The 22,691-nt window shown below is 32.8% G+C and carries 20 protein-coding genes and 1 tRNA gene; 12 read left to right on the forward strand and 9 right to left on the reverse strand.

From position 1 onward, the window contains the following. Positions 1-5 precede the first annotated feature (5 nt). From ABW637_RS18080 to ABW637_RS18095, 4 genes are read left to right on the forward strand one after another with little or no spacing between them, the layout of a single operon-like run. Positions 6-539, forward strand: a complete 534-nt coding sequence (locus ABW637_RS18080; protein ID WP_367586131.1) for a DUF4178 domain-containing protein — start codon at positions 6-8, stop codon at positions 537-539. A gap of 10 nt (positions 540-549) precedes the next feature. Further along, positions 550-1,251: a hypothetical protein gene (locus tag ABW637_RS18085; protein ID WP_367586132.1), complete on the forward strand. Its 702-nt coding sequence runs from the start codon at positions 550-552 to the stop codon at positions 1,249-1,251. 33 nt (positions 1,252-1,284) lie between these two features. Continuing rightward, a complete protein-coding gene (locus ABW637_RS18090; protein WP_367586133.1) occupies positions 1,285-2,154 on the forward strand; it encodes a DUF350 domain-containing protein in 870 nt (289 codons plus the stop codon). A 24-nt stretch (positions 2,155-2,178) separates the two neighbouring features. Continuing rightward, entirely contained in the window at positions 2,179-3,717 is a 1,539-nt protein-coding gene (locus tag ABW637_RS18095; RefSeq protein ID WP_367586134.1) for a polyamine aminopropyltransferase, read from the forward strand. On the opposite strand, the gene ABW637_RS18100 is transcribed toward ABW637_RS18095, so the two are convergent. Then, positions 3,714-5,225: an NAD(P)-binding protein gene (locus ABW637_RS18100; protein WP_367586135.1), complete on the reverse strand. Its 1,512-nt coding sequence runs from the start codon at positions 5,223-5,225 to the stop codon at positions 3,714-3,716. The genes ABW637_RS18095 and ABW637_RS18100 overlap by 4 nt on opposite strands. Before the next feature lie 9 nt (positions 5,226-5,234). Next, entirely contained in the window at positions 5,235-6,776 is a 1,542-nt protein-coding gene (locus tag ABW637_RS18105) for a polyamine aminopropyltransferase (protein WP_367586136.1), read from the reverse strand. Between the two features lie 324 nt (positions 6,777-7,100). Between ABW637_RS18105 and ABW637_RS18110 the strand changes: the two genes are divergently transcribed. The 4 genes from ABW637_RS18110 (at position 7,101) to ABW637_RS18125 (ending at position 9,530) form a co-directional block, all read left to right on the forward strand. Then, a complete protein-coding gene (locus ABW637_RS18110) occupies positions 7,101-7,733 on the forward strand; it encodes an AraC family ligand binding domain-containing protein (protein WP_367586137.1) in 633 nt (210 codons plus the stop codon). 3 nt (positions 7,734-7,736) lie between these two features. After that, the gene (locus ABW637_RS18115) at positions 7,737-8,120 is read left to right on the forward strand and encodes a hypothetical protein (RefSeq protein WP_367586138.1); all 384 of its coding nucleotides are present in this window, start codon (positions 7,737-7,739) and stop codon (positions 8,118-8,120) included. Beyond that, positions 8,101-9,159 (forward strand): hypothetical protein, encoded by a 1,059-nt coding sequence (locus tag ABW637_RS18120; protein WP_367586139.1) that lies wholly within the window; start codon positions 8,101-8,103, stop codon positions 9,157-9,159. Before ABW637_RS18115 ends, ABW637_RS18120 begins: the two co-directional genes overlap by 20 nt. Before the next feature lie 230 nt (positions 9,160-9,389). Further along, positions 9,390-9,530: a hypothetical protein gene (locus ABW637_RS18125; RefSeq protein ID WP_367586140.1), complete on the forward strand. Its 141-nt coding sequence runs from the start codon at positions 9,390-9,392 to the stop codon at positions 9,528-9,530. Between the two features lie 232 nt (positions 9,531-9,762). Here the strand turns inward: ABW637_RS18125 and ABW637_RS18130 are convergent. Both ABW637_RS18130 and ABW637_RS18135 read right to left on the reverse strand, forming a co-directional pair. Continuing rightward, positions 9,763-9,836 (reverse strand) — tRNA-Arg (locus ABW637_RS18130). Positions 9,837-10,019: 183 nt separating this feature from the next. Beyond that, positions 10,020-11,357, reverse strand: coding sequence for an SPFH domain-containing protein (locus tag ABW637_RS18135; RefSeq protein WP_367586141.1), 1,338 nt, complete (start codon positions 11,355-11,357; stop codon positions 10,020-10,022). Between the two features lie 379 nt (positions 11,358-11,736). Here ABW637_RS18135 and ABW637_RS18140 point away from each other — a divergent pair, with 379 nt between their 5' ends. Beyond that, a complete protein-coding gene (locus ABW637_RS18140; RefSeq protein WP_367586142.1) occupies positions 11,737-12,249 on the forward strand; it encodes an adenine phosphoribosyltransferase in 513 nt (170 codons plus the stop codon). A 48-nt stretch (positions 12,250-12,297) separates the two neighbouring features. Here ABW637_RS18140 and ABW637_RS18145 read toward each other — a convergent pair whose 3' ends face one another. From ABW637_RS18145 to ABW637_RS18160, 4 genes are all read right to left on the reverse strand, one after another. Next, a complete protein-coding gene (locus ABW637_RS18145; protein ID WP_367586143.1) occupies positions 12,298-13,104 on the reverse strand; it encodes a hypothetical protein in 807 nt (268 codons plus the stop codon). 110 nt (positions 13,105-13,214) lie between these two features. Next, a complete protein-coding gene (locus tag ABW637_RS18150) occupies positions 13,215-13,367 on the reverse strand; it encodes an SsrA-binding protein (RefSeq protein WP_367586144.1) in 153 nt (50 codons plus the stop codon). A 69-nt stretch (positions 13,368-13,436) separates the two neighbouring features. Next, positions 13,437-15,659, reverse strand: coding sequence for a M56 family metallopeptidase (locus ABW637_RS18155; RefSeq protein ID WP_367586145.1), 2,223 nt, complete (start codon positions 15,657-15,659; stop codon positions 13,437-13,439). Between the two features lie 3 nt (positions 15,660-15,662). Next, positions 15,663-16,019, reverse strand: a complete 357-nt coding sequence (locus ABW637_RS18160) for a BlaI/MecI/CopY family transcriptional regulator (protein WP_367586146.1) — start codon at positions 16,017-16,019, stop codon at positions 15,663-15,665. Positions 16,020-16,197: 178 nt separating this feature from the next. Here ABW637_RS18160 and ABW637_RS18165 point away from each other — a divergent pair, with 178 nt between their 5' ends. Continuing rightward, on the forward strand, positions 16,198-17,151 hold the full coding sequence (locus ABW637_RS18165; RefSeq protein ID WP_367586147.1) for a calcium/sodium antiporter: 954 nt from the start codon (positions 16,198-16,200) through the stop codon (positions 17,149-17,151). A gap of 106 nt (positions 17,152-17,257) precedes the next feature. Here the strand turns inward: ABW637_RS18165 and ABW637_RS18170 are convergent, their stop codons facing one another. Then, complete coding sequence (locus ABW637_RS18170; RefSeq protein ID WP_367586148.1) at positions 17,258-18,283, reverse strand: glutamine synthetase beta-grasp domain-containing protein; 1,026 nt, start codon at positions 18,281-18,283, stop codon at positions 17,258-17,260. Positions 18,284-18,504: 221 nt separating this feature from the next. Between ABW637_RS18170 and ABW637_RS18175 the strand changes: the two genes are divergently transcribed. Next, positions 18,505-20,691: a glutamine synthetase III family protein gene (locus tag ABW637_RS18175; RefSeq protein WP_367586149.1), complete on the forward strand. Its 2,187-nt coding sequence runs from the start codon at positions 18,505-18,507 to the stop codon at positions 20,689-20,691. 324 nt (positions 20,692-21,015) lie between these two features. Then, positions 21,016-22,605 (forward strand): hypothetical protein, encoded by a 1,590-nt coding sequence (locus tag ABW637_RS18180; protein ID WP_367586150.1) that lies wholly within the window; start codon positions 21,016-21,018, stop codon positions 22,603-22,605. Positions 22,606-22,691 lie beyond the last annotated feature (86 nt).

Raw genomic sequence — 22,691 nt, forward strand, 5'->3', positions numbered from 1 at the left:
TGGATATGGGAATATTTAATTTTTTCAAAAAAGACAAACCTGAAAGTGTCGTTGACTTTACAGTAAATGATCTCAAAAAAGGATTTATCCTTGATTATTTTCTAAAAACTTGGGAAGTTAAAAATGTATATGTTTATGATTGGGGTAATAACTCTTTTTCTAGAGAATATTTCTTGGATTCAGGTGATGAATCACTCTATCTTTATGTAGAAGATGATGATGAATTAATCTGTTCTATTTGGAGTAAAATAGATATATTGGATATTTCGCCTAGTTTAATAGAAATTATTAATTCAACCGACGAAGCACCTAATTCTATAAGTTATAATAGTGCTACTTTTGTGAAAATAAGTTCTAATTTAGGTCATTGTATGGAAGAAGGTGATGAAGAAGCGTATGATGAACTTATTAATTGGACGTATCAAAATAGTGATAACAAAGAGCTAATCTCTATAGATAGAGTTGGTGAAGAAGAATTTGAGGTAGCTCACGGTAATTATGTACAAGAGTTTGAGTTTTCTAATATTCTTCCAAGATAAAAATGTAAAAATGAGCAAATCAAATTTTGTAAAAGTAATAATATCAGGATTTCTCATCATAAGTGTTATGGCTTGTGGGACTAAGGATTTCAAAAAAACACCATTGGATAATTATATTGTAGAGAACAGTAACGAAAAAGAATTCTCTGTAATTTTAGAAGACATGGATGTCGATGGGACTTTTTTCAAAACGTATTTACATAAGTATAGGGTTATTAAACACAAAGAAGATGGTACACCCTATGAGCAAGTTTCGGATTGGACCGAAGTAGGTGAGAAATTCTTTATGAAACACGAAGATAACTTAGGAATGGTTATTTTAGAAAAGCAAGGTCAAGGAAAGATTTCTAAAACCGCATCACCTCCTGGATATCGATATGTGGGTGATGACCGATATGGTGAATGGAGAACTCATAATGGCGTTACTTTTTGGGGATTCTATGGACGTTACATGTTTATGAATCAGATGTTCGGTATGATTAATAGACCGGTTTATAGAAACGACTATGATACCTATCATGGTGGCGGATACTATGGGTCTAGAAATTACTACGGTCCAAAAAAAGGAAGCGGTCGACTTTATGGTACGAATTCTTCTCATACTAGAAAAGAAAGGCCTAATTTCTTTAAGCGAAGAGCTTCTAAATCAGGTTGGTCTTCTTCGAGAAATAGATCAGGAAGTAGATCAAGGAGTACAGGTTTTGGTAAATAATCTTTTAATAACAAGTCATTAATTCAATAGAATATGCAATTTAATTTTTTAGAGACTATAGATAATTTGATTACAGCATTAATCTATTTAATCGTAAGTTTTGTCTTATTCTTAATTGGTAAAAAAGTGTATCAATTGTTCCATAGAAGCATTAATATGGATCAAGAATTAGTAGAAAAGGATAATCTGGCGTTTTCATTTGCAAACGTCGGTTACTATATTGGATTGGTGATCGTAATATCTGCTGTATATTCTGGTGAAGGAATTGGACATATTGTAGATGATCTTATAGAAGTTGGGATATATGGTTTACTATCCATTCTTTTACTAAATATATCTATTTTGATTTCGGATAAAGTCATATTAAGAAAGTTTTCAATAAAAAAAGAAATTGTAGAGGATCAAAATACCGGTGTTGGTATTTTAGAAGCTGCTATATGTATTGCGAATAGTCTAGTGATTTATGGAGTAATTACAGAAAATCAAGATAATTTTTTCGAAATACTTATTCTTTGGATGATTGCACAGTTTGTTTTGGCATTAGTGAGTGTAGTATATAATAAGATAACACCATATGATATCCATGAATATATCAAAAAGGATAATGTAGCTGTAGGTATTGGTTTTTCAGGAGCTATAGTTGCAGTCGCTAATCTGGTGCGTTTTGGAACACAAATGGAAGCGGATAGTTGGATTATAGTCGGAGAGAATTTATTGTTAGAAACGGGGATAGGGCTATTGCTACTGCCTTTAGCTAGGGTTTTAACTGATAAAATATTACTGCCTAAAAGAAACCTTACTGATGAAATTATAAATCAAGAAAAACCAAATATTGGAGCTGCAATCATTGAAGCTTTTTCATATATAGGTGGATCGATACTTATCTGTCTGAGTTTCGCATAGGATTCTACTTTTTTTAAATTATTTATGCTGAAAACAAATACGGGCTTATGGCTTAAAATTGCCATTTTTGCGACAGGAGTTTCTGGGTTAACTTCAGAATTTATTTTGTCAACATTGGCATCTTATTTTATAGGGAATGTAATAGTGCAATGGACTATTGTATTATCTATAATGCTGTTCGCCATGGGAATTGGTAGTCGTATGAGTCGATTGGTAACCAAACGTTTATTATTAGCATTTCTCTTCATAGAATTTTCATTATCCGTTCTGATTAGCTTTTCTCCATTATTAGTATATGCATTGGCGGCAAAAACAGAATTTATAAGTATAATTATATACATATTAGCATTGTCTGTTGGTTTTTGTATAGGATTTGAAATCCCTTTAGCAACAAGACTTAATGAAACCCATGAGTCTTTAAACAAAAATATTTCTAATATCATGTCCTGGGATTATATAGGGAGTCTTATAGGAGGTCTATTGTTTGCATTTTGGGGGCTGCCGGAATTAGGAATTACAAATACTGCATTTGTTTTTGGAACCCTAAATTTTATAGTAGCAATACTGTTATTTTGGAACTATAGAAGTATGTTAATTACAGAAAAAAAATGGATAAGTACTAGCATATGCGTGTTGGCCGTTATTTTAAGTGCTGGGTTTGCTTCGTCAGGAGAGATAATTTTATATGGAGAACAATCAAGATATAAAGATAAAATAGTCTATCAAGAACAATCCAAATACCAGCATATTACGGTTACACAATGGAAAGAACATTATTGGTTGTACATTAATGGGAATCAACAGTTAAGTACTTTTGATGAGTTTCTATATCACGAACCAATGGTACATCCCATTATGGCTTTAACTCCTGAGCATAAAAATATTCTGATTATCGGAGGAGGAGATGGTTTTAATGTAAAAGAATTACTGAAGTATGAAGAAGTAAGTACGATTACACTTGTAGATTTAGACCCTGCGATGACAAAGCTAGGTAAAGAGTTTGACGGGATTGTAAAATACAATGAATCAGCATTGCAAAATCCTAAAGTAACCATAGTTAATGATGATGGATTTACTTTTCTGGAAAAAAGCGAAATGTATTATGATATCATAATAGTCGATTTGCCTGATGCCAAAACTATCGAAATTAATAAACTCTACTCGCTAGAGTTTTATCATTTAGCACATCATGCTCTGAGACCTAATGGTCATATCATCACACAGGCTGGAAGCCCTTATTATGCGACAAAAGCGTTTTACTGTATTGATAAAACGATGAAAACGGCTGGTTTTACTAATTTACAAATGCATAATCAAGTGCTGACTTTAGGTGAGTGGGGTTGGATATTGGGGAGTAAAAAATATACCAAAGAGCAGATGATAAAGCAATTAAAGCAAGCTTCATATAAAAACCTTAATAATAAATGGCTTAATAAAGAAGCGATAGATTTAATAACCTCTTTCGGTAAACCCCTTACAGACACATCTCAGGTCGAAATTAATACAATTAATTCTCCTATGCTGTATAAGTATTATTTGGATGGTAATTGGGATATGTATTAAATATTCGAAACCATTTTTGTAGCTTGTATTCCAGAATCCAAAGCATCAAATAAGAGTGGTAAGCGACCTGTGTCTGCTCCCGCAAAAGCTAGACCATCGTTAAATAGATTTCTAGATCTAGTCAGATAACCGGGTTGGGGAATTGGCATTGCGTGCCCCAGTAACTTGATATATACTTCTTTTACAGCAAGACTAATGTCTTTTTTGTAATAAGTAGACATTTTGTTGATGGTTTCATGAACAATCGAGTCATAAGACGTCTCCAAGTTTTGAACACTGTAATGGTGCATATCAGGAAAACAATAATATGCAGTAAGTACTCGATCATTTTTGGAATTTTGAATTTTAGAGTCAGCAAATCCTAAAAATGTAGCGTCTGTAGATATAAAATCATTTTGCCATTTACTGTTGGGTAATTCAATATCATCGGTAAGGACTATATTAATAATGACCCAGGGAGTGTACGAAATATCATTAAAGTGATGAAATGATGTAGGATTTATATATTGCAAAGAGTGCTTTTGACCTGCATAAATTATAGTATTTGAAACTACTTTTTTTCTCACACCATTTTTAATGTCTAATATATCTGCCTGCCATTTTTCGTTCTCCTTTTTCAATCCAAAAACCAAATGATTACAATGGATATTGCCAGAAGGAACGTAATCCTTCATTTTATTAATAAAATAGTAATTCCCTTCTGTAGGCGAAAATGTTTTTATGTTTTTGTTCGTGTAATAAGGTCTGCATGTGTAATAATGAACACCGGCTAAGGCCGAAATTTGTTTAGTAGTACCCCCATAGTCATCAAGCATTTGATAATCTATTGCGTTGATAAATGTACTATCTATAGGTAGATATTTATCAAGGTATTCATAAAACGTAATTTGATCAAGATAATGGAGTTCTGCAGGGATTAAAGTACTTGGTAGAGGACATTTACCCCTAAAACTATGGATCAGGTCAAAAAAGTTTTTGCGAAGCTCAGAATTTAATAGAACTGAAGATTTCATTTCTCCATGCACATAACAAGCTTCTTCCTGATGCGGAGCAATAAGATGCTGTTGATCTACAAAATCCCATAAATTAGTATATGAATTGAATTTTATAACATCTAATTTTTTTAATAGTTCTAAACCTTCATATCCATAATTATGTAAATAAGTATGTTCGTAATGCGCTCCTTGAGAATAAAGTACATTATTAATAGATAAAGCACTAGATGTACCTCCTAAGGTTGAATTTAATTCACAAACTATAAAATCATTTGATGGTAAAGAACAAGCCGCAGCCATTCCAGATATTCCTCCTCCCACAACTAGTGTTTCTGTAGTTAATGTCGTAGTAACGGGTAACTGAATTGCAGATTTAACGAGATGCCCCGTAGTACTGTTAGAATCAATATGGATAGGGAAATTAGGTTTAGATTTGACCTGCCCATCTGATTTTTTGCAGGCTGCGATAGTGATCAGCCCTCCACTAATATATAAAAATTGACGTCTATCCATGAATGTATACTATAAAAATTTAGCCCATGTGCCATCTAAATAATATTTGTAGAGTACAGGGTTACGAATTGTATTTACCTCTATACTATCTATTTTGATTAAATCTTTACCAAAAGAGGTCATCAAGTTCATAGATTCATTTGTAATCCATTCTACCTCTATGTCATCAAAAGTCATGTCCAAAAGTCGTTCTTTAAGCTCGCTTTTACTTTCGTGTTTAGATCCAATTACCCAACCCCATTCTCCAAATGAATAGACATGATTACGAATTGGAAGTACATTAAAACCTGAATCACCTATTGTTTTTTCGATAGATCGAAATGCTTTAGTAGTGTAATAAGGACTTGCAGCCTGTGTAATAATATGTCCAAAAGGTCTTAGCCTACGATGGCAAAGTCGATAAAATTCTTTGGTGTATACCCTATTTAAATCAATGCTTTTAGGATCCGGAAAATCCAGAATCATGACATCATAGAATTCTGAGCTGTTTTCTAAAAACTGAAATGCATCTTGATTGATTACCTTTACTTTTGGATCATAATATGCACTATCATTCATCTTTGTGAAAATCTCATTCGATTTTCCGATTTTTGTCATTTCGGGATCAATATCGACTAATGTAATTTGTTTTACACTTTCATATTTTAAAACTTCTCTAATAGCACAACCATCTCCAGCACCAAGAATTAGCACATTACGAGGATCCTTAGTAAGTTTCATTACCGGATGCACTAAAGGTTCATGATATAGAAATTCGTCAAAAGTGCAAAGTTGTTTGCTGGAGTTTAAATACAACCAATAGTGTTCTTTCCATTGTGTAATAGTAATTTTTTGATAACGTGTTTGCTTAGAAAATACTACTTTATCATTATATCTTTTTTGTTCACCGTACAATACAATTTCATCCGCATTATAGCTTAAAAACAAAATGGCACATAATATAGCTGGAATCGCTATATTAAAAGATAATTTATAAGAGGTGTCAATATATTTATTGAGTCTTATAAAAAGAGCAATAGCTACTAAAAAATTGATTCCTCCAAGAATAAAAGGAGTATGGGTTAATCCCAAAAAAGGGAGCCCTACAAATACAAAAAATAACCCACCAATAAGGCTGCCATAGTAATCATTCTCCATAACACCGGCAATATTGGTTCTTAATTCTTCATTTTCTTCATTGATTCGGGTTACTAACGGAATCTCTACACCAATTAATAATCCAATAGCAATGCTAAAACTATAGATGATTACTCCTATGTTTTCTGTCATCCCCATTAAGAAATAAGTAGTAAGAGCAGCAGTAGAGGTGAGTATCGATAATAAAAGTTCTGCGATTAGGAATTTTTCTAAAATTTTAGTGGTAAAAAATGTACTCAATCTACTTCCTGCTCCCATAGAAAATAACATGATCGAAAGTATCATCGTCCATTGAAATACAGAATCTCCAAGGAAATAAGTAGCCAAGGTGGATAGGATGTATTCTGCTACAATCCCAGATAATCCAGTAGCAAATAACGCTAGTTTAAGGATTCTAGACTTTTTATGTGACAATTTAGTGTATTATTAGAATTTACAATCGTGCTCGTATAGTCGTTTCAAAATTACATAGAAAAAAATGAAAGAAAGTAGACTACTATGATTAACTTATATAAAGTGTGTATAATACAAAATTTTGCAGATACTATAGTGGTAATTTAATTAAATGTTTAGTTTTGAAGTTATATATTATATATAATTCCCATAGATTAAAATCTGGGTTAATTATCTAGGGATTGGTTAAGTCTGCAAGAAGTATTAAGTTCAAACTTACTTTTTTTTAGTTTCGAGTCAGAACTCAAAGAATTAATCCTGATAACATTATGTTTATTTAAAATTATGACGAACGAAATATTCGGAGCGCACTATTTTCATGCAAAAAATCAAGATATATTTGAGAGTGATCTAAATCAGCTTTACTTTTTTACTTCCTACATAGGGTTGCAAAAAATAAAAGTAGAAAAGGGAGATTGTGTGTATTATTTTGATAGTGAGTTAAAAGAAGTAAAAGTACAGAAAGGACCTTGTACAATAAATTCAAAATATTTGGCAACTGTAATCAGAGGGTATATGCATCCGAATGCCAGTTTTTCTTTAGAGGGAGTTACTACGCTGCCTTATGTTAATGGATGTTCTACAAAACAACTGCTTCCTCCGATTAGGTTAGGAGACCCAACATTGCAATACCTTAAAATGCCTCCTTTTAGTAAAGAACAAGAGCATCATATTCATTCAACCTTTCGGGTTGTTCTAATTTTAGAAGGGGTAGGAAAAAGTATTGTGGGAATAGAAAACAGAAATATAATAACAGATTTAGAACCTGGTTCGGTATGTATATTAGAACCAATGTGTCCACATCATTTCGAAACGGATACAGAAAAACCATTAATAGCAATACCCTTACATATTTATTCCTCAATAGGTGCGTTAGAAAAAAATCACCCAATGTTTAACGGTACTATAATGATATAATAAATGGAAAATGAAAAAATAGATAAAATCATTATTGATTTCTTAGAAGAATTCAATAATATGTGTACAACTACAAGAAAAGATTTTTTAATACGAGAAAGAATTGTTACCTATGAGCATAGTTCTTCGGTTAAAAGATATAACATTACTCATCAAATAAGAAGAAAAAATAATGAGTGGCTTATAGAAGGAGTTAGTACTATTTTTTGGGTTTTTAAAAGAAGATTTCCTTTGTTGAGAATTAATCGCATCAATGATAAGATTCGTTTTACAGGATTGTTTACATCTTCATTTTTAGATTTTGACATACAACTTGTTGAAAGTCAGTTGCAGGAGTATTTAGAAATTTGTAAAAAACAGCCTGAAGATGTCTTTACCAAATCTTGATAACCAGGTGTATTATTTATCCAAAAAGCAATTGTTTCGCAATGGTTTATGGAAAAAAAAAGTAAATCCTATATATTTAAAAAGTTGTGAGTTTTTTGGAGCAATATTAATAGATCGAACGGAAACTATTGATTCGGGAATTAATTTTAAAATTATAGATAAAATACCGGAAGAGTCTAATACCGATTTAACTTTTGATGAGATATGTAGTATTAGGGCAGCTAAGATTATTAGTTCGACAAAAGGCAAATTAAAAGTATTATGGTCAGGCGGAATAGATTCTACTGTTGCTTTGATTTCATTAATTTTAGAATTAACGGGTACAGCTGATATTGATAGGCTACAAATATTATTGTCTAAAGAGTCTATTATTGAATACCCCAATTTTTTTAATGATATCATAAAAGATAAACTGAATTATGAAATCATTCAGACCAATATCATAGATCATATTGCGCAAGATGAAATTATTATATCTGGGGAGCACGGAGACCAACTTTTTGGAAGTGATAAACTTAAATACTCAATTATTACCGGAGATGCTTTTAGTCCATATTCTGAAATTTTAGATTTTGTTATCACGAGAAAATTAGGAACTTATAGATACACAAATAAAATTATTGATTTTATAGAACCCCAGCTCAAGAAATCTCCAATTGAAATAATAACACTATTTGATTGTTTATGGTGGTTAAATTTTTCTTTGAAATGGCAAACTGTTTCTATGAGATTAACTCATGGAATCAATCGTCATCATTATGATTTGGAATCAACAGTGTTTCATTTTTTCAAAAGCACAAATTTTCAAAAGTGGTCGATGAGTAATCATAACTGTAAAATAAAAAAAGAATGGAATTCATACAAATATGTTGCTAAAGAATATATTTATCAGTTCCATCAAGACGATTTTTATTTGATCAAAAAAGAAAAAGAACAATCACTAAAAGAGGTACTTGTTAATAGACATACAAATTTTAATGTTTGGGACTATTTCAAAAAACATAAAAGACCTAGTAAAAAATGGATAACACATCGATGATAAGGGTATAGGTGTTGTTTAGTCACTTTGAGAATCAAGAAACCCTCGAATTATTAGCTGTCTTTGTTGATTACAAATAGTGTTATTTAACTTTCATTCAAAAGATAAGAATATCAAATTTTTAGTCAAGTTATTATTTTGGGGTAATCTTCTATGTTTTAGAAACTCCTCATAAGCTTTTGGGTCTCTTCTCGAACCGCCCATGTTATGATTTTTTTGCCAATAAAAGTATGAAAACTAAAACAAAAAGCCTTACCGAGTATCAAACTAAACCAATAAAGGATACGGTTCTTGAGAAATCAAAATTAAAAAAAGTATACGGTGGAGCACACAGTGATGGAGACCCTTTTCCAGAACCCAGTAGACCATAATTGGAACGTAATGAAGGCAAGTAATTTTGGGATGTCTATTATCAGTTAGGTAAAACGTATTTAGACAAATGTAGATTGCTATATTAAAAACATAATATAATTTTGGGGATGCTCGCTCTTCTTGTTGTATTATCCAATTCTATATATACCAAAATTAATTAAAACAACACTCACAAGTGGTGAGTATAAAACAAAGAACCACGACTGTAAAGACGTGGTTTATTGCTTATAGTGACCTCGGCAGGATTCAAACCTGCAACCTCTTGAGCCGTAATCAAGTGCACTATTCAGTTATGCTACGAGGCCGTTTTGCGGGTGCAAATATAAATGTTTTTATTATAGTTGGCAAAATTTATGTTGACTTTTTGATAACTAAAAAAAGCTACTTGATATACTTTGGTAAAATAATATTCAAAGATATAATTCAAGTAGCCTGATATTTAATACATAAGCCATTGTTATGTATGATATCTTCAAGAATTAATTAGTTTATTTACTCTGTTTCGACATCATTTTTTTGGCTAAATCTGCTCCAATTAAAGATTGTAACAAGTTTCCGTCATTGCTTTGCTTACCTCCATCTTGTATATAGATTTCTGGTAACCTTAACTCTTTAAGCTCTCGGGCTATATTCACAGAGGTTTTGTATTCCCACTCTGCACGTTCTTGTGGTGTAAGACCCGCAGTAACCAATTTCGCATTTTCATAAGATTGTGCATCGGCCATCGTTTTTTGAGTTTTGGCTTTAAATTGTGCTACCTCATAATTCTTGCGTTCTTCGATAAGATTAAACTCGGCAACTTTAGCTTTGGTTTCTGCTTCAATAGTTTTTTGAATTTGCTCTTTTTCTAATCGAGCACGTTCTGTTGCTTTTTCAGCTTCACCTTTTGCAATTTCTTTTTGAGCACGATAAAATTGACGTTCTGCTTGTTGCTTTTCTAATTGTGTTTGTGCTACCTCTTCCTTTTGTAATTGTAATCGCTTGTCAAAAGTAGACTCCCAATCAATTTCGGTAACAACGGCTTGTACGACAGTAAGGCCATAGGCTCTTAAAGAATTTCCACGCTCTCTTATAGGCTCTCCATTGATGTATTTTATTCTATAACGCTTTTGTTTAGATTCTTTATTTGCTACCGTTCGTACTATTGTACTATCCCCAATAACTTCTCTTTGCTCACTTGCAATATATTCTTCCAGAACATACATTCCGTTTTCTAGCTGATCTTTAAAATATCTATCAAAATCAGAAGCTTGACCAGAAATATAGTCTTGGGCATCCATCAGTTTACAGGTGTTTTTTATTGATTGATCGATATTGGGTATAATACGCGAACGAATCAGGTTTTTTTCTGTCTTATTACGATCTGCAACCGATAAAAATTGATCTTCGTCTGCAGTGTTTATACTGATTACTACAGAAGTCGCAATCCTAGCTTTTACCGCATCGCTAAATGCCCAATATTTGGCAACGTCTACATTGGCATACTTGCTTTGTTCACCCAGTTCGCCATCGTTTTTATTTGGGATTACATATTTGATTGGTAGTTCGAATTGTATTGGAATCAATCGTCCCCACATTTTGGTGTTGATGCCTTGATGCACTACAGCCTTTTGACTTCCCCAAGGATATTGTACGGCATAGGCTGTACCAGGTTCTGCATAAAAGAACATTCCTGAGATGACACTAAGTACAAGGCCGAGGCCGATCATTCGAAAATTACGTTGTTTTGTAAACCAGTTTAGAATTTTGACAGTTCCAAAAATTGGTTTGATAATAAGCATGATGATTCCGGTAAGAACCATAAGGATTCCTATAAATGTTAGCATTTTAAATAGTTTTAAATGATTAATTGATAATTTTTAGCTTACTCGAAGAAGTAGTTTTGTTTACATAGTTTCTATATTTTATGATTTATAATTTGATATAATGGGTTGATTGTTTTTTTAATATATCTGAAGAAAAATTATTAGAAAAATATTTATACTAAAATCTGTAAAAGTAATTACAGATATGTAACTAAAAAGACAAATTATGTTTCAAAATGTAATCTATATGTCTTGTTTCTAATTATTTTTTGTAATTAAAATGATTGGTTTTTATTGCATAGTGTAATTTTTGTAGGGTGCATTTGAGCTTTATTTTTGTTCTGAAGGGGATTTTTATCTTTTTTTAGCCTCTTTTTTCAATTTTCATTATTTTCGGCCGATGAACATACAAGATTTTATTAGAGATATTCCCGACTTTCCGAAACCCGGAATTTTATTTAAAGACATCACACCATTATTGGCAAATCATAAAGCGTTGATTAGTTGTGCAGATCAGTTGGCAAATTTTTGCCCAGAGCATACAAAAATTGACAAAGTGATCGGTATAGAATCCAGAGGGTTTATTATTGGCGGAATGATTGCAGAGCGTTTAGATGCTGGTTTTGTGCCCGTGCGCAAAAAAGGGAAGCTCCCGTATGATGTAAAATCAAAAAGTTACGGTCTTGAGTATGGAGAAGATACTTTAGAAATTCATACCGATGCGATTGCCCCTGGTGAGCATGTTTTAATTCATGATGATGTATTGGCAACGGGAGGCACAGCTAAAGCGGTTTGTGATTTGGTACAAGAGTTGGGCGGAGTAGTAGTACAATGTAATTTTATTATGAAACTTGATTTTCTTAACGGGAAGGATAAATTAAGTGTTCCCGTATCTGCATTATTGAATTACTAAAAAAAGCCTTCATTAAATTGAAGGCTTGGATAAATTTATATAAGTTATTTACTTCTTGGTGGTCACTATGATAGCACCATCCTTTGCCTTGTTACCATAAATACTAATAGCAGTTTCTGGTTTAAGAAAATCTACCTCGGCCAGTTGATCAGATTTTGCCAGGTTGTCCAGGGTTTTAAAATCAGACTCTTTTCCGTCAATAATAATTAGCTTTTCTATCTCGGGATTATCTACAAAGTTAAATTTCTGATTATTTTTTCTATGGAAAGGATGTAATTGTTGACCATTAAAAATTAAATTTCCATCCTCACTTTCTTCAAAAGTAAAGGAACTCATGATTTGATCTTTGAATTTTTGAATGTTAAAAGATAATGAATCAGTGTGTTCATCAAAGTCGAAATCAAAAGCAAAATTGTGCTTTTTCATAATACTATCCATATCAATTTTTGGGTACTTAAAACCAGATTGATTGGTCCAGGCGGTAATATCAAACATTCCAGAATTAGTGATATATAAACTTCCATTTTTATAACCTAATTCTATTTGTGAAATCGGAGTATTGGAAGACGAAGAGTATTGGCTTTTCGATTTTCCTTTTTTAAGGATGAGACTTAAACTTGTGATTTCATTCTGATCATTATATTCAACCTTTTTTAGGATTAATTCTATGCCATTTTCTGCAAAAAATGTCTGAAGATCTTCTAACTCTTTCTCAGAGGTATTTTTATTGATTATGGCCGTTATTTCATCTGACTGAACAGGGTTAACAATCGATACCTCGCCCGGAATTTCGGTAAATGCTGTTAAGGAAAGCATACCTAGTATGCTCATTCCTAAAATGAACCATTTTTTCATACTAAATATTTTTGGTTATGTATTAGGGTGTTAAAGCGTCATCTTAATTACGAATAAGAATGACTAATGTTGCAAAAAAGTAATCTTGTAGTATGATTTATAGTATGTTCTTAGCCTAGAGCTCTTTTAGTTACATATAACCTCCACCCAAATAGAAGTAACTGAAGCTTTGAAGCTTTGGCTAGATCTAAACGTCTTTTTGTAAAACTTGGTAAGATTAATTTGTTTGCTTTTGCAAGAATTAAAAATAGTTGTTTTTTCATACTACGAAAATAAAAAAACTCGCTCTATTAGAGCGAGTTTTTGATTGAAATGATATAGGATATCTATCTTTAGAATTCGTAAAAACCTAATTCTGGGCCTTTATTCGTCATTGAAATCAAGTGTGCTTTTTTATGTTTTTTTCTGTATTCGTCATCAATTTTGGTGGTCATACTTTTCATAGGTATAGCATTTTCTATAACCACAACTCCATCTTTACCAATATCGCCATATTTGGCAATAGCATAAGTATCTAAATAAACTAGGATTGCTTCGCTCGTAAGAAAGGTTTTTTCCAGGATATCAGATTTTTGATGTTGTTTTCCATTGATGATAAATATTGGTTTTTCACCTAAACTCCATAGTGTACGCGCATTTTCGCCGTTATCTATAATTATTGTCTTAGCAACTTGAGTTTTTGGTGTAAAGAAACCAATTTCTTCTGTTTTGCCATCTTTATCTACTTTAATTTGAAATACAATAGGTTTTATAAATTCATACTCATTATTGGTTTTGTACGTTTCCTGATTACCAAAAGCGTCTTTGTATTGCATTTTGATAGCTGTGATAAGATTGTTTTTGAATGTAACGTCACTAAACTCAAAATCGACATTAAAATGTTTCTTAATGAATCCTTTAAACTCTGTAAGTTCTTCTATTGTACTTTCTTTGGTAATATCTTTAGAGAGAGAACCTAGACGAGGTTTTATCGAGTCTTGAGGTTGTTTTAGTTTTTGTTTTGGGAAAAATCCATATTCGGGTGTTGTTTTAGTAATTTTAAAGAATTCTCCTACAGTATTATCGCTTTTTTGAAATATATCAAAGCTTTCTTTAACGGTATTTACTTTTTGAGCATCATTAAAAATTAGAACACCATCTTGTGCCTTTGAGCCGTACCTGTCTTTGGCTTCAGTATCCAATAGAAGTTCTATCCCTTTGGTTACCAAAAAAGCCTGTCCTACTAATTCAGATTTTCTATATTCTTTATTGTTAACAATATATATAGGATTTTCTCCAAGTTTATGTAAAGAAGAAGTCATTTTTTGAATTCGTGCTTCTTGTTTATAAGTAAACCCTTTAGGTATGGTTTTAAATATAGCATCTTTTACTTTTTTGTCTTCATCTAACTGAAGTGTGATCAAAATATTTGGTATCGATTCATCAGAATCTGAGTCATTATATGAGGTTATATGCCCCGATTCATTTTCAATACTGATATTAATTTTAGAGATTAGGTTGTTGGTATACTCTAAAAGATCAAAATTGAGTTTTACGTTGTGTTTTTTCTTAAGCGCTATTGCTATATCCTCTAACTCTTCACGAGTATTTTCCTTTTTAATTTCGATTTTTAGCTCACCAGATTTTGTTTTAATGATTTCTTGAGAGAAACTGGCATCTGCTTCCTTGTATTCTATTATTTCTTTGGTATTGAAGCTCCATAGAAATAATGAAAGCAAAGGAAGGATAAATACAAATTTGACTAAGTTTTTCTTTTTCGATGGTTGTTTGTTTAACATAAGTATTCGTTTTTTAATTAATGATTGATAAAAGTTATTAGTTATTGTTGAATAATTGTTTGATGAAACGTTTACTAGCGCGAACTGGTAAGCTTTAGTCGATGAGATCTCGTTTAATGCCCCTTTGTCGGCAATAAATTCAAGATTTTGTTCTAAGCTTTTTTTATAAAGCCACGCAAAAGGATTAATCCACTGAAAAATCAACATCAAGTTGGCTAGTAAAAGATCCATGGTGTGATATTGTCGCGCATGAATCTTCTCATGGGCAAGAATCATATCTAATTCTTTACTTGAATGAAGAGATGGATTGTATACTATAGCGTTAAAGAAGGAAAAAGGAGCAATATCGTGCTTAATTTCAATAAAATTGAATGTGCTTTTACCTTGATTTTCTTTTTTATTTAATAGCTTTTTTAACGATAGTATCTGGGTTACAAAACGAATAAAGAATAGTAGTGTACCAATACCATAAAAAGAAAAACCAATTTGCCACCAATTGATTGGAGTTGTTTCTGAAATTACTTTTTCAGAAGGATTGTTGTTAGCTATAGGAGTACTAAAAGAATTGGTTTCGGGTGTCAAAAAACTAGTATTCTCTATATATGTAATTGTAGTGAATTCTAAAAACGGCAAACACAGAGAAAATATAATTCCAAGTAAGAAAAAATACCTGTTTGCAGTAAAGAAGGTGTCTCTTTTTAATAGAAAATAATATACTAAATAAAATAGTGAAAGTAGTATACTTGTTTTGAAGAGGTAGATTAAAATGGGTTCCATATTTTATTTTTTTTCTTCGATTATTTTTAAGATTTCTCTTAATTCATCTGCGGTAATTTTTTCTTCTTTTGCGAAAAAGGAAACCATATTTTTATAAGAGTTATTAAAATACTGCGTCATGGCTTTATTAACAAAAGTGTTTCGGTATTGTTCCTTAGTAATAATTGGAAAGTACTGGTGTGTTTTCCCAAAAGCCTGATGACCAACATATCCTTTGTCCTCTAGATTGCGTATGATGGTGGATACGGTGTTGTAGTGTGTCGAATTATTAAGTTCGGTTTGTACCTCTTTTGCAAAAGCTTTTTTTAGCTTCCATATCGCCTGCATGATTTCTTCTTCTTTATTTGTGAGTTTTTCCATAAGGATATTGTTTAAAGCTCCAAACCTACAACTATAATTTTAGTTACACAACTATTTTTATAGTTATGTAACTATTTTTGTAGTTTTTAAAATAGAATCTAGCTGGGCTATTACTTTTTTTAGTGATACTTGTAAACTCCCAAATACTTATTTTATATTCGCAGGCAAATGTTAAGCTATGATGTTAAGTATACTTTATGTGTTAATAGGACTTGTTCTTTTGGTTGTAGGAGGGGAGTTTTTGGTTAGATCTTCGGTGGCATTATCTTTTAGACTTAAACTTTCTAGGATGGTTATTGGTTTAACAGTAGTTTCTTTTGCTACATCTGCTCCAGAATTGTTGGTTAGTGTACAAGCTGCATTAGATGGATTATCTGATATATCATTAGGGAATGTAGTTGGGTCTAATATAGCTAACATTGGACTAGTGCTTGGGATTACGGCGATCATAGGGCCATTGGCAATCGATAGGGACTTTTATAAATTTAACTGGCCGGTAATGGTATTACTGTCTTTTGCTTTATTTGTTCTTTTGGATAATGATGGAGTGCTTAGTCATTTAGAAGGGCTTGTTTTATTTGCCTCATTATTGACATATCTTTTTTTATTAATAAGAAGATCGAGAAAGTTTTCGGATACAATGCTTGAAGAAGTTGATGATTCTCTTCAAAAGACATCAAATTTTAAAATTTTCGTTTGGTTAGCAATAGGGGGGTGCGCTCTTTATTTTGGATCAGAGTTATTGGTTAATGGTGCCGAAGCCATTGCGTTAAAGATGGGAGTTAGTGAAGGAGTAATAGCGGTAACTCTTATTGCTGTAGGGACAAGTGTTCCCGAATTGGCAGCTTCTGTTATTGCGGCACTTAAACAAGAAAAAGCTATTTCTTTGGGGAACCTAATAGGGTCTAATATTTTTAATATTGCTTCTGTTCTGGGTATTACAGCAATGATTGAGCCAATAGCAGTAAAAGATGAAAGCTTAATGAACGTGAATATTTATTGGATGCTTGGTTTTGCAATAATTCTACTTCCTTTAGCTTTTATACCCAAAAGAATGATTATAGGTCGTCCTAAAGGTTTTTTAATTTTTGCGGCGTATTGCATTTTTATAGCATTGGTATTTATGAAATAAATAGGTATTACATCGGATCATAAATTGCTATAAAAAAAACCTCTGAAGAATTTCTTCAGAGGTTTTTTAGCGTTTAACCAACGTAGTTAGTTAGTTCAAAGTGTTGTTATGCTAGCATAGCTGTAACATCTGCAGTTTTAACTGTTTTAACAATTCTAGCTGCAATCTTGTATGGATCACCATTAGAAGCTGGACGACGATCTTCTAGCCATCCTTTCCAACCATTTTCTACAGTGATGATAGGAATTCTTATAGAAGCACCTCTATCTGATACTCCATAAGAGAATTCATTAATAGACTGTGTTTCGTGCTCACCAGTTAATCGCTGATCATTAAACTCACCATACACAGCAATGTGTTCTTTTGTAACTGGTCTAAATGCTTCGCAAATGGTTTCGTAAACTTCTTTAGATCCACATGTTCTTAAAACTTCGTTAGAGAAGTTTGCGTGCATTCCAGAACCGTTCCAGTCTCCCTTGATAGGTTTTGGGTGATAATCTATATAGTACCCATATTTTTCTGTAAGACGATCTAATAGATATCTGGCTACCCATATCTCATCTCCTGCTTTTTTCGCTCCTTTAGAGAATAATTGAAATTCCCACTGTCCACTAGCAACTTCTTGGTTGATTCCTTCAAAATTAAGTCCTGCATCAATACAAAGATCGGCATGCTCTTCTACGAAATCTCTACCATGAGTGTTTTTTCCACCTACAGAACAGTAGTACATTCCTTGTGGTCCAGGATAACCACCAACAGGGAAACCTAATGGTAACTGTGTGTTCCTGTCCATAATAAAGTATTCTTGCTCAAAACCAAACCAGAAATCATTGTCATTATCATCAATAGTAGCTCTTGCATTTGATTCATGAGGAGAACCATCAGCATTTAAAACCTCTGTCATTACCAAATATCCATTTCTTCTTGTAGGATCTGGATAAATAGCAACAGGTTTTAATAAGCAGTCTGAAGAACCGCCTTCTGCTTGTCTTGTAGAACTACCGTCAAAAGACCAAGTTGGGCAATCTTCAAGCTTTCCGCTAAAATTTTCTTCAACTTTTGTTTTACTTCTTAGATTAGCGGTTGGCTTATAACCATCTAACCAAATATACTCTAATTTTGATTTACTCATAATTAATACTTTATAAATTGAACTCTGTATAGAGGACAAATTTAGTTTTCTTTTTTATAAACATAAAAAAAACAAGGGGTTAAAGTTGATTTATTACCTAAATTTTATTAACACCCTAGTTTTTTAGGGGGTATTTTTAAAAATATTCAATTTTAAAAGAGTATATTTTCCATATTAACAATAAAAACTTGTTTTATATTTGTAATAAAACTCACTCAATTATGTCAACACTCAGATTTCAGGCCTTAAGAGAAACATTAAATCGTGATTATGTGGTCGTTAATGAAACAGAACGCCGTTCTGTATTGTTTGGAGAAAATGTTTTTAATCAGGCAACAATGTTACAGTCTTTAACTAAAGATGCATACAATAGTGTAATGGACGCTATTGAGAGTGGAGCTAAAATTGATCGTAAAATAGCAGATCAAATTGCCTCTGCGATGAAAGACTGGGCATTATCTAAAGGAGTAACACATTATACACATTGGTTTCAGCCACTTACAGGAGCTACAGCAGAGAAGCATGATGCTTTTTTCGAAACTGTCGGTGATGGGAAAGCTATAGAGAGGTTCGGAGGTGGGCAGTTAGTGCAACAAGAACCAGATGCTTCTTCTTTTCCGCATGGAGGAATTCGTAATACTTTCGAGGCGCGAGGATATACCGCTTGGGATCCAACCTCGCCAGCTTTTATTTACGGAACGACGTTGTGTATCCCTACAGTTTTTGTAGCATATACTGGTGAAGCTTTGGACTATAAAACCCCATTGTTAAGGGCATTACAAGCTGTAGATCACGCAGCAACAGCGGTGGCAAAGTATTTTGATAAAAATGTAAAAAAAGTGAATGCTTCTTTAGGTTGGGAGCAGGAATACTTCTTGATTGATAGCGCTTTGGCATACTCAAGACCGGATATTGTCATGACCGGAAGAACACTTCTTGGGCATTCTTCGGCAAAGGGGCAACAATTAGATGATCATTATTTTGGTAGTATTCCCACTAGAGCTCTAAATTATATGATGGATTTAGAGATTGAATGTATGAAACTTGGCATTCCGGTAAAAACAAGACATAATGAAGTTGCGCCAAATCAATTTGAGTTAGCACCTATATTTGAAGAAACAAACTTAGCAGTAGATCACAACTCCTTACTTATGGATGTTATGGAGAAAGTTGCAGCCAGACACAATTTAAAAGTGTTATTGCACGAAAAACCATTTGCAGGAGTAAATGGGTCAGGAAAACATAATAACTGGTCTTTAGGGACTAATACAGGTGTTAATTTATTAGGACCTGGTAAAACTCCAATGAGCAACCTTCAGTTTTTAACGTTTTTCATTAATACGATAAAGGCAATTAATGATAACGAAGAATTAATGAGAGCAGGAATAGCCTCTGCCAGCAATGACCATCGCTTAGGGGCAAACGAGGCACCGCCGGCAATTATGTCTGTATTTATAGGCGAGCAATTAACCGCCGTACTTAAAGAATTAGAAGGAGTTACAGATGGTAAATTATCACCACAAGAGAAAACGGATCTTAAGTTAAATGTAGTAGGAAAAATACCTGAAATTTTATTAGATAATACCGATCGTAATCGAACTTCGCCATTTGCTTTTACAGGAAATAAATTTGAGTTTAGAGCTGTTGGTTCTAAGGCAAACTGTGCTAATCCCATGACTATCCTTAATACTATTGTTGCCAAGCAATTAGTTGATTTTAAGAAAGAGGTTGATGCTTTGGTAGATAAAAAAGGATTGAAAAAAGATGAGGCTATTTTTAATGTTTTAAGAGAATATATAAAGAAGTCTAAAAATATCCTTTTTGAAGGGAATGGATATAGCGATGATTGGGAAAAAGAAGCTAAGAAGAGAAAATTGAGTAATAACAAAACAACTCCAGAGGCATTAAAGGCAAAAGTCTCTAAAGAAAATATAGCGCTGTTCGAAAAGATGGGGGTAATGAATAAAACGGAAGCCGAGGCTCGCTATGAAATTGAGGTTGAAGAATACGCGCTTAGAATTCAGATAGAAGGTCGTGTACTCGGAGATATTGCCCGTAACCATGTTATCCCAACTGCTATTAGATATCAAAATATGCTCATTAATAATGTTTCTGGTTTAAAAGAACTTTATGGTAAGGATTTTGGAAAATATGCTAAAGAACAAATGGAGATCATCGAAGAAATCTCTGAGCATATTGGTAAAATTAATGCCAAAGTAAATGAAATGACAGATGAACGAAGAAAGGCTAATAAGTTATTAGACTCAGAACAGAAAGCTGCCGATTATTGTGATAAGGTAAAACCTTTGTTTGATGAAATTAGATATAGTTGTGATAAATTAGAATTGCTTGTTGATGACGAATTATGGCCTTTGACTAAATATAGAGAGTTGCTTTTTACGCGATAAAGTAAGAATTCACTGACGAAGACTGTTTTTGTATTATTTTTAACAAAAAAAATATATTTGTTAAATCCTTTTAAACTCGTAATAATATACTCATATTACGGGTTTTCCGTAACGCTTTTCATCGAATTGTTACGAAATTCGTAAAAATAGCCTTAATATTTTCATAGATTTGTCCTTGTCATAATTTATGACAGCACCCCTAAGATCTCCCCGAAAATACTATAATACTAAATTGGAATTAAAAAATTATTTTTTTTAACCTAATGGCTTGTATGTGGTTTTAACAAAAAAGTAAACTCATTAATCACTTTAAATATTTTACGTATGAAAACAATGATTCTTAGTCTAGCAGCTTTATTAAGTGCATCGGTGGTGATGGCACAAGCAAATGCTAGTAATGTTAGTCAAGAAGGGGAAGATAATGTTGCCAATATTTCTCAAGTTGGATCTTTTAATTCTTCTATGACAATTCAAGCAGGTGGAGGAAATAATGCAGAAGCTATTCAAGGGGATGCATTTGATTCAAGAAGCGGTATTGTAGAACAAACTCAAACAGGAGATAAAAATTCTGCTTTCGCAAAGCACGAAGAAGATGAGAACCAAGTGTATCAAGTACAGGTTGGTAATGGAAATTCTGCTAGTGCCACTCAAAATTTAGCATTCTTTGGAGGAGATAACTTTACTTTACAAACTCAGGAAGGCGATGGTAATGATGCTGTGTCTTCACAAGAAGGTTTAGGTAATACAGCTTTTCAGGAACAATTAGGTGATGGTAATTCTGCTACATCTACACAAGAAGGTGTGGATAACTTTAGCGATAGTTACCAAGAAGGAGCATTTAACACGGCTACTATAGCACAAGTTGGAAGCACTAACATTTCACAACAAACACAATTCGGAGAAGCAAATATTGCTAATGCAGAGCAATGGGGTACAAACAATTTCGTAATCCAAGACCAACAAGGTGGAGGAAACCTTGCAACTTCTATACAAGGTAGTGTTGCTTTCGACTCTAGAGGAGGAGAAGTACAACAAGTACAAATTGGTGATGAGAACGAAGCGTTTGCTAATCACGAAGAAGACGACAATACAATTCTTCAAGGTCAAATAGGAGATGCTAATAGCGCAAGTGCAGAGCAAAATTTAGGATCTTTTGGAGGAGATAACTTCTCTATCCAAATACAATCTGGTAACGGAAACGTTGCAGAAGTATCACAAAATGGAAGCAATAACAGTGCTGATCAATTACAAATTGGAGACGAAAATGTTGTAACTGCTGTACAAAATGGAACTAACAATGTTTCTGATCAGGATCAGAATGGTGTAGGTAACCTTGCTCAAGTAACTCAAGATGGTTCTGATAATACAAATATTCAGGATCAATCAGGTAGTGGTAACGTAGCAACATCTATTCAAGGAAGTTTCTTGTTTGATTCTAGAGGTGGTACTGTAGATCAGTTTCAGTCTGGAGAAAGAAATAATGCATTCGCACAGCACGAAGAAGATAACAACGTAGTTACTCAAACTCAATTAGGAAACGGGAATAGTGCTTCTGTAACACAGAATTTATTATTCTTTGGAGGTGATAACTTCACGCAACAATTTCAAATTGGTGATGGTAATATAGCTGAAGCTTCTCAAGAAGGTGATTTTGGTATTAACGGAGAGAATAATATTACTAGCCACATTCAGTTAGGTGATGAGAATATAGCAATGACATCTCAAAATGGAGCAGGTAACATAAGTGATATTTTCCAATCAGGAAATGGAAACATAGCTGAAGACACTCAGTTCGGAACGGATAACTTTACATTTGTTACTCAGACCGGTGATGCTCATAGTAGTATAATTCTTCAAGTTGGATCTAATAATTCATCAGTAGTTACTCAGACTAACGGTGCTGGAGGATTTTAGTAAGATTTGAATAAAATTTAATATCTTTAGAAGAGTTATGCTTAATCGTATAGATAAGCATAACTCTTTCTTAGTTTTTTAATTCC

The organism is Aquimarina penaris, from assembly GCF_040786285.1.
Classification (GTDB): domain Bacteria; phylum Bacteroidota; class Bacteroidia; order Flavobacteriales; family Flavobacteriaceae; genus Aquimarina.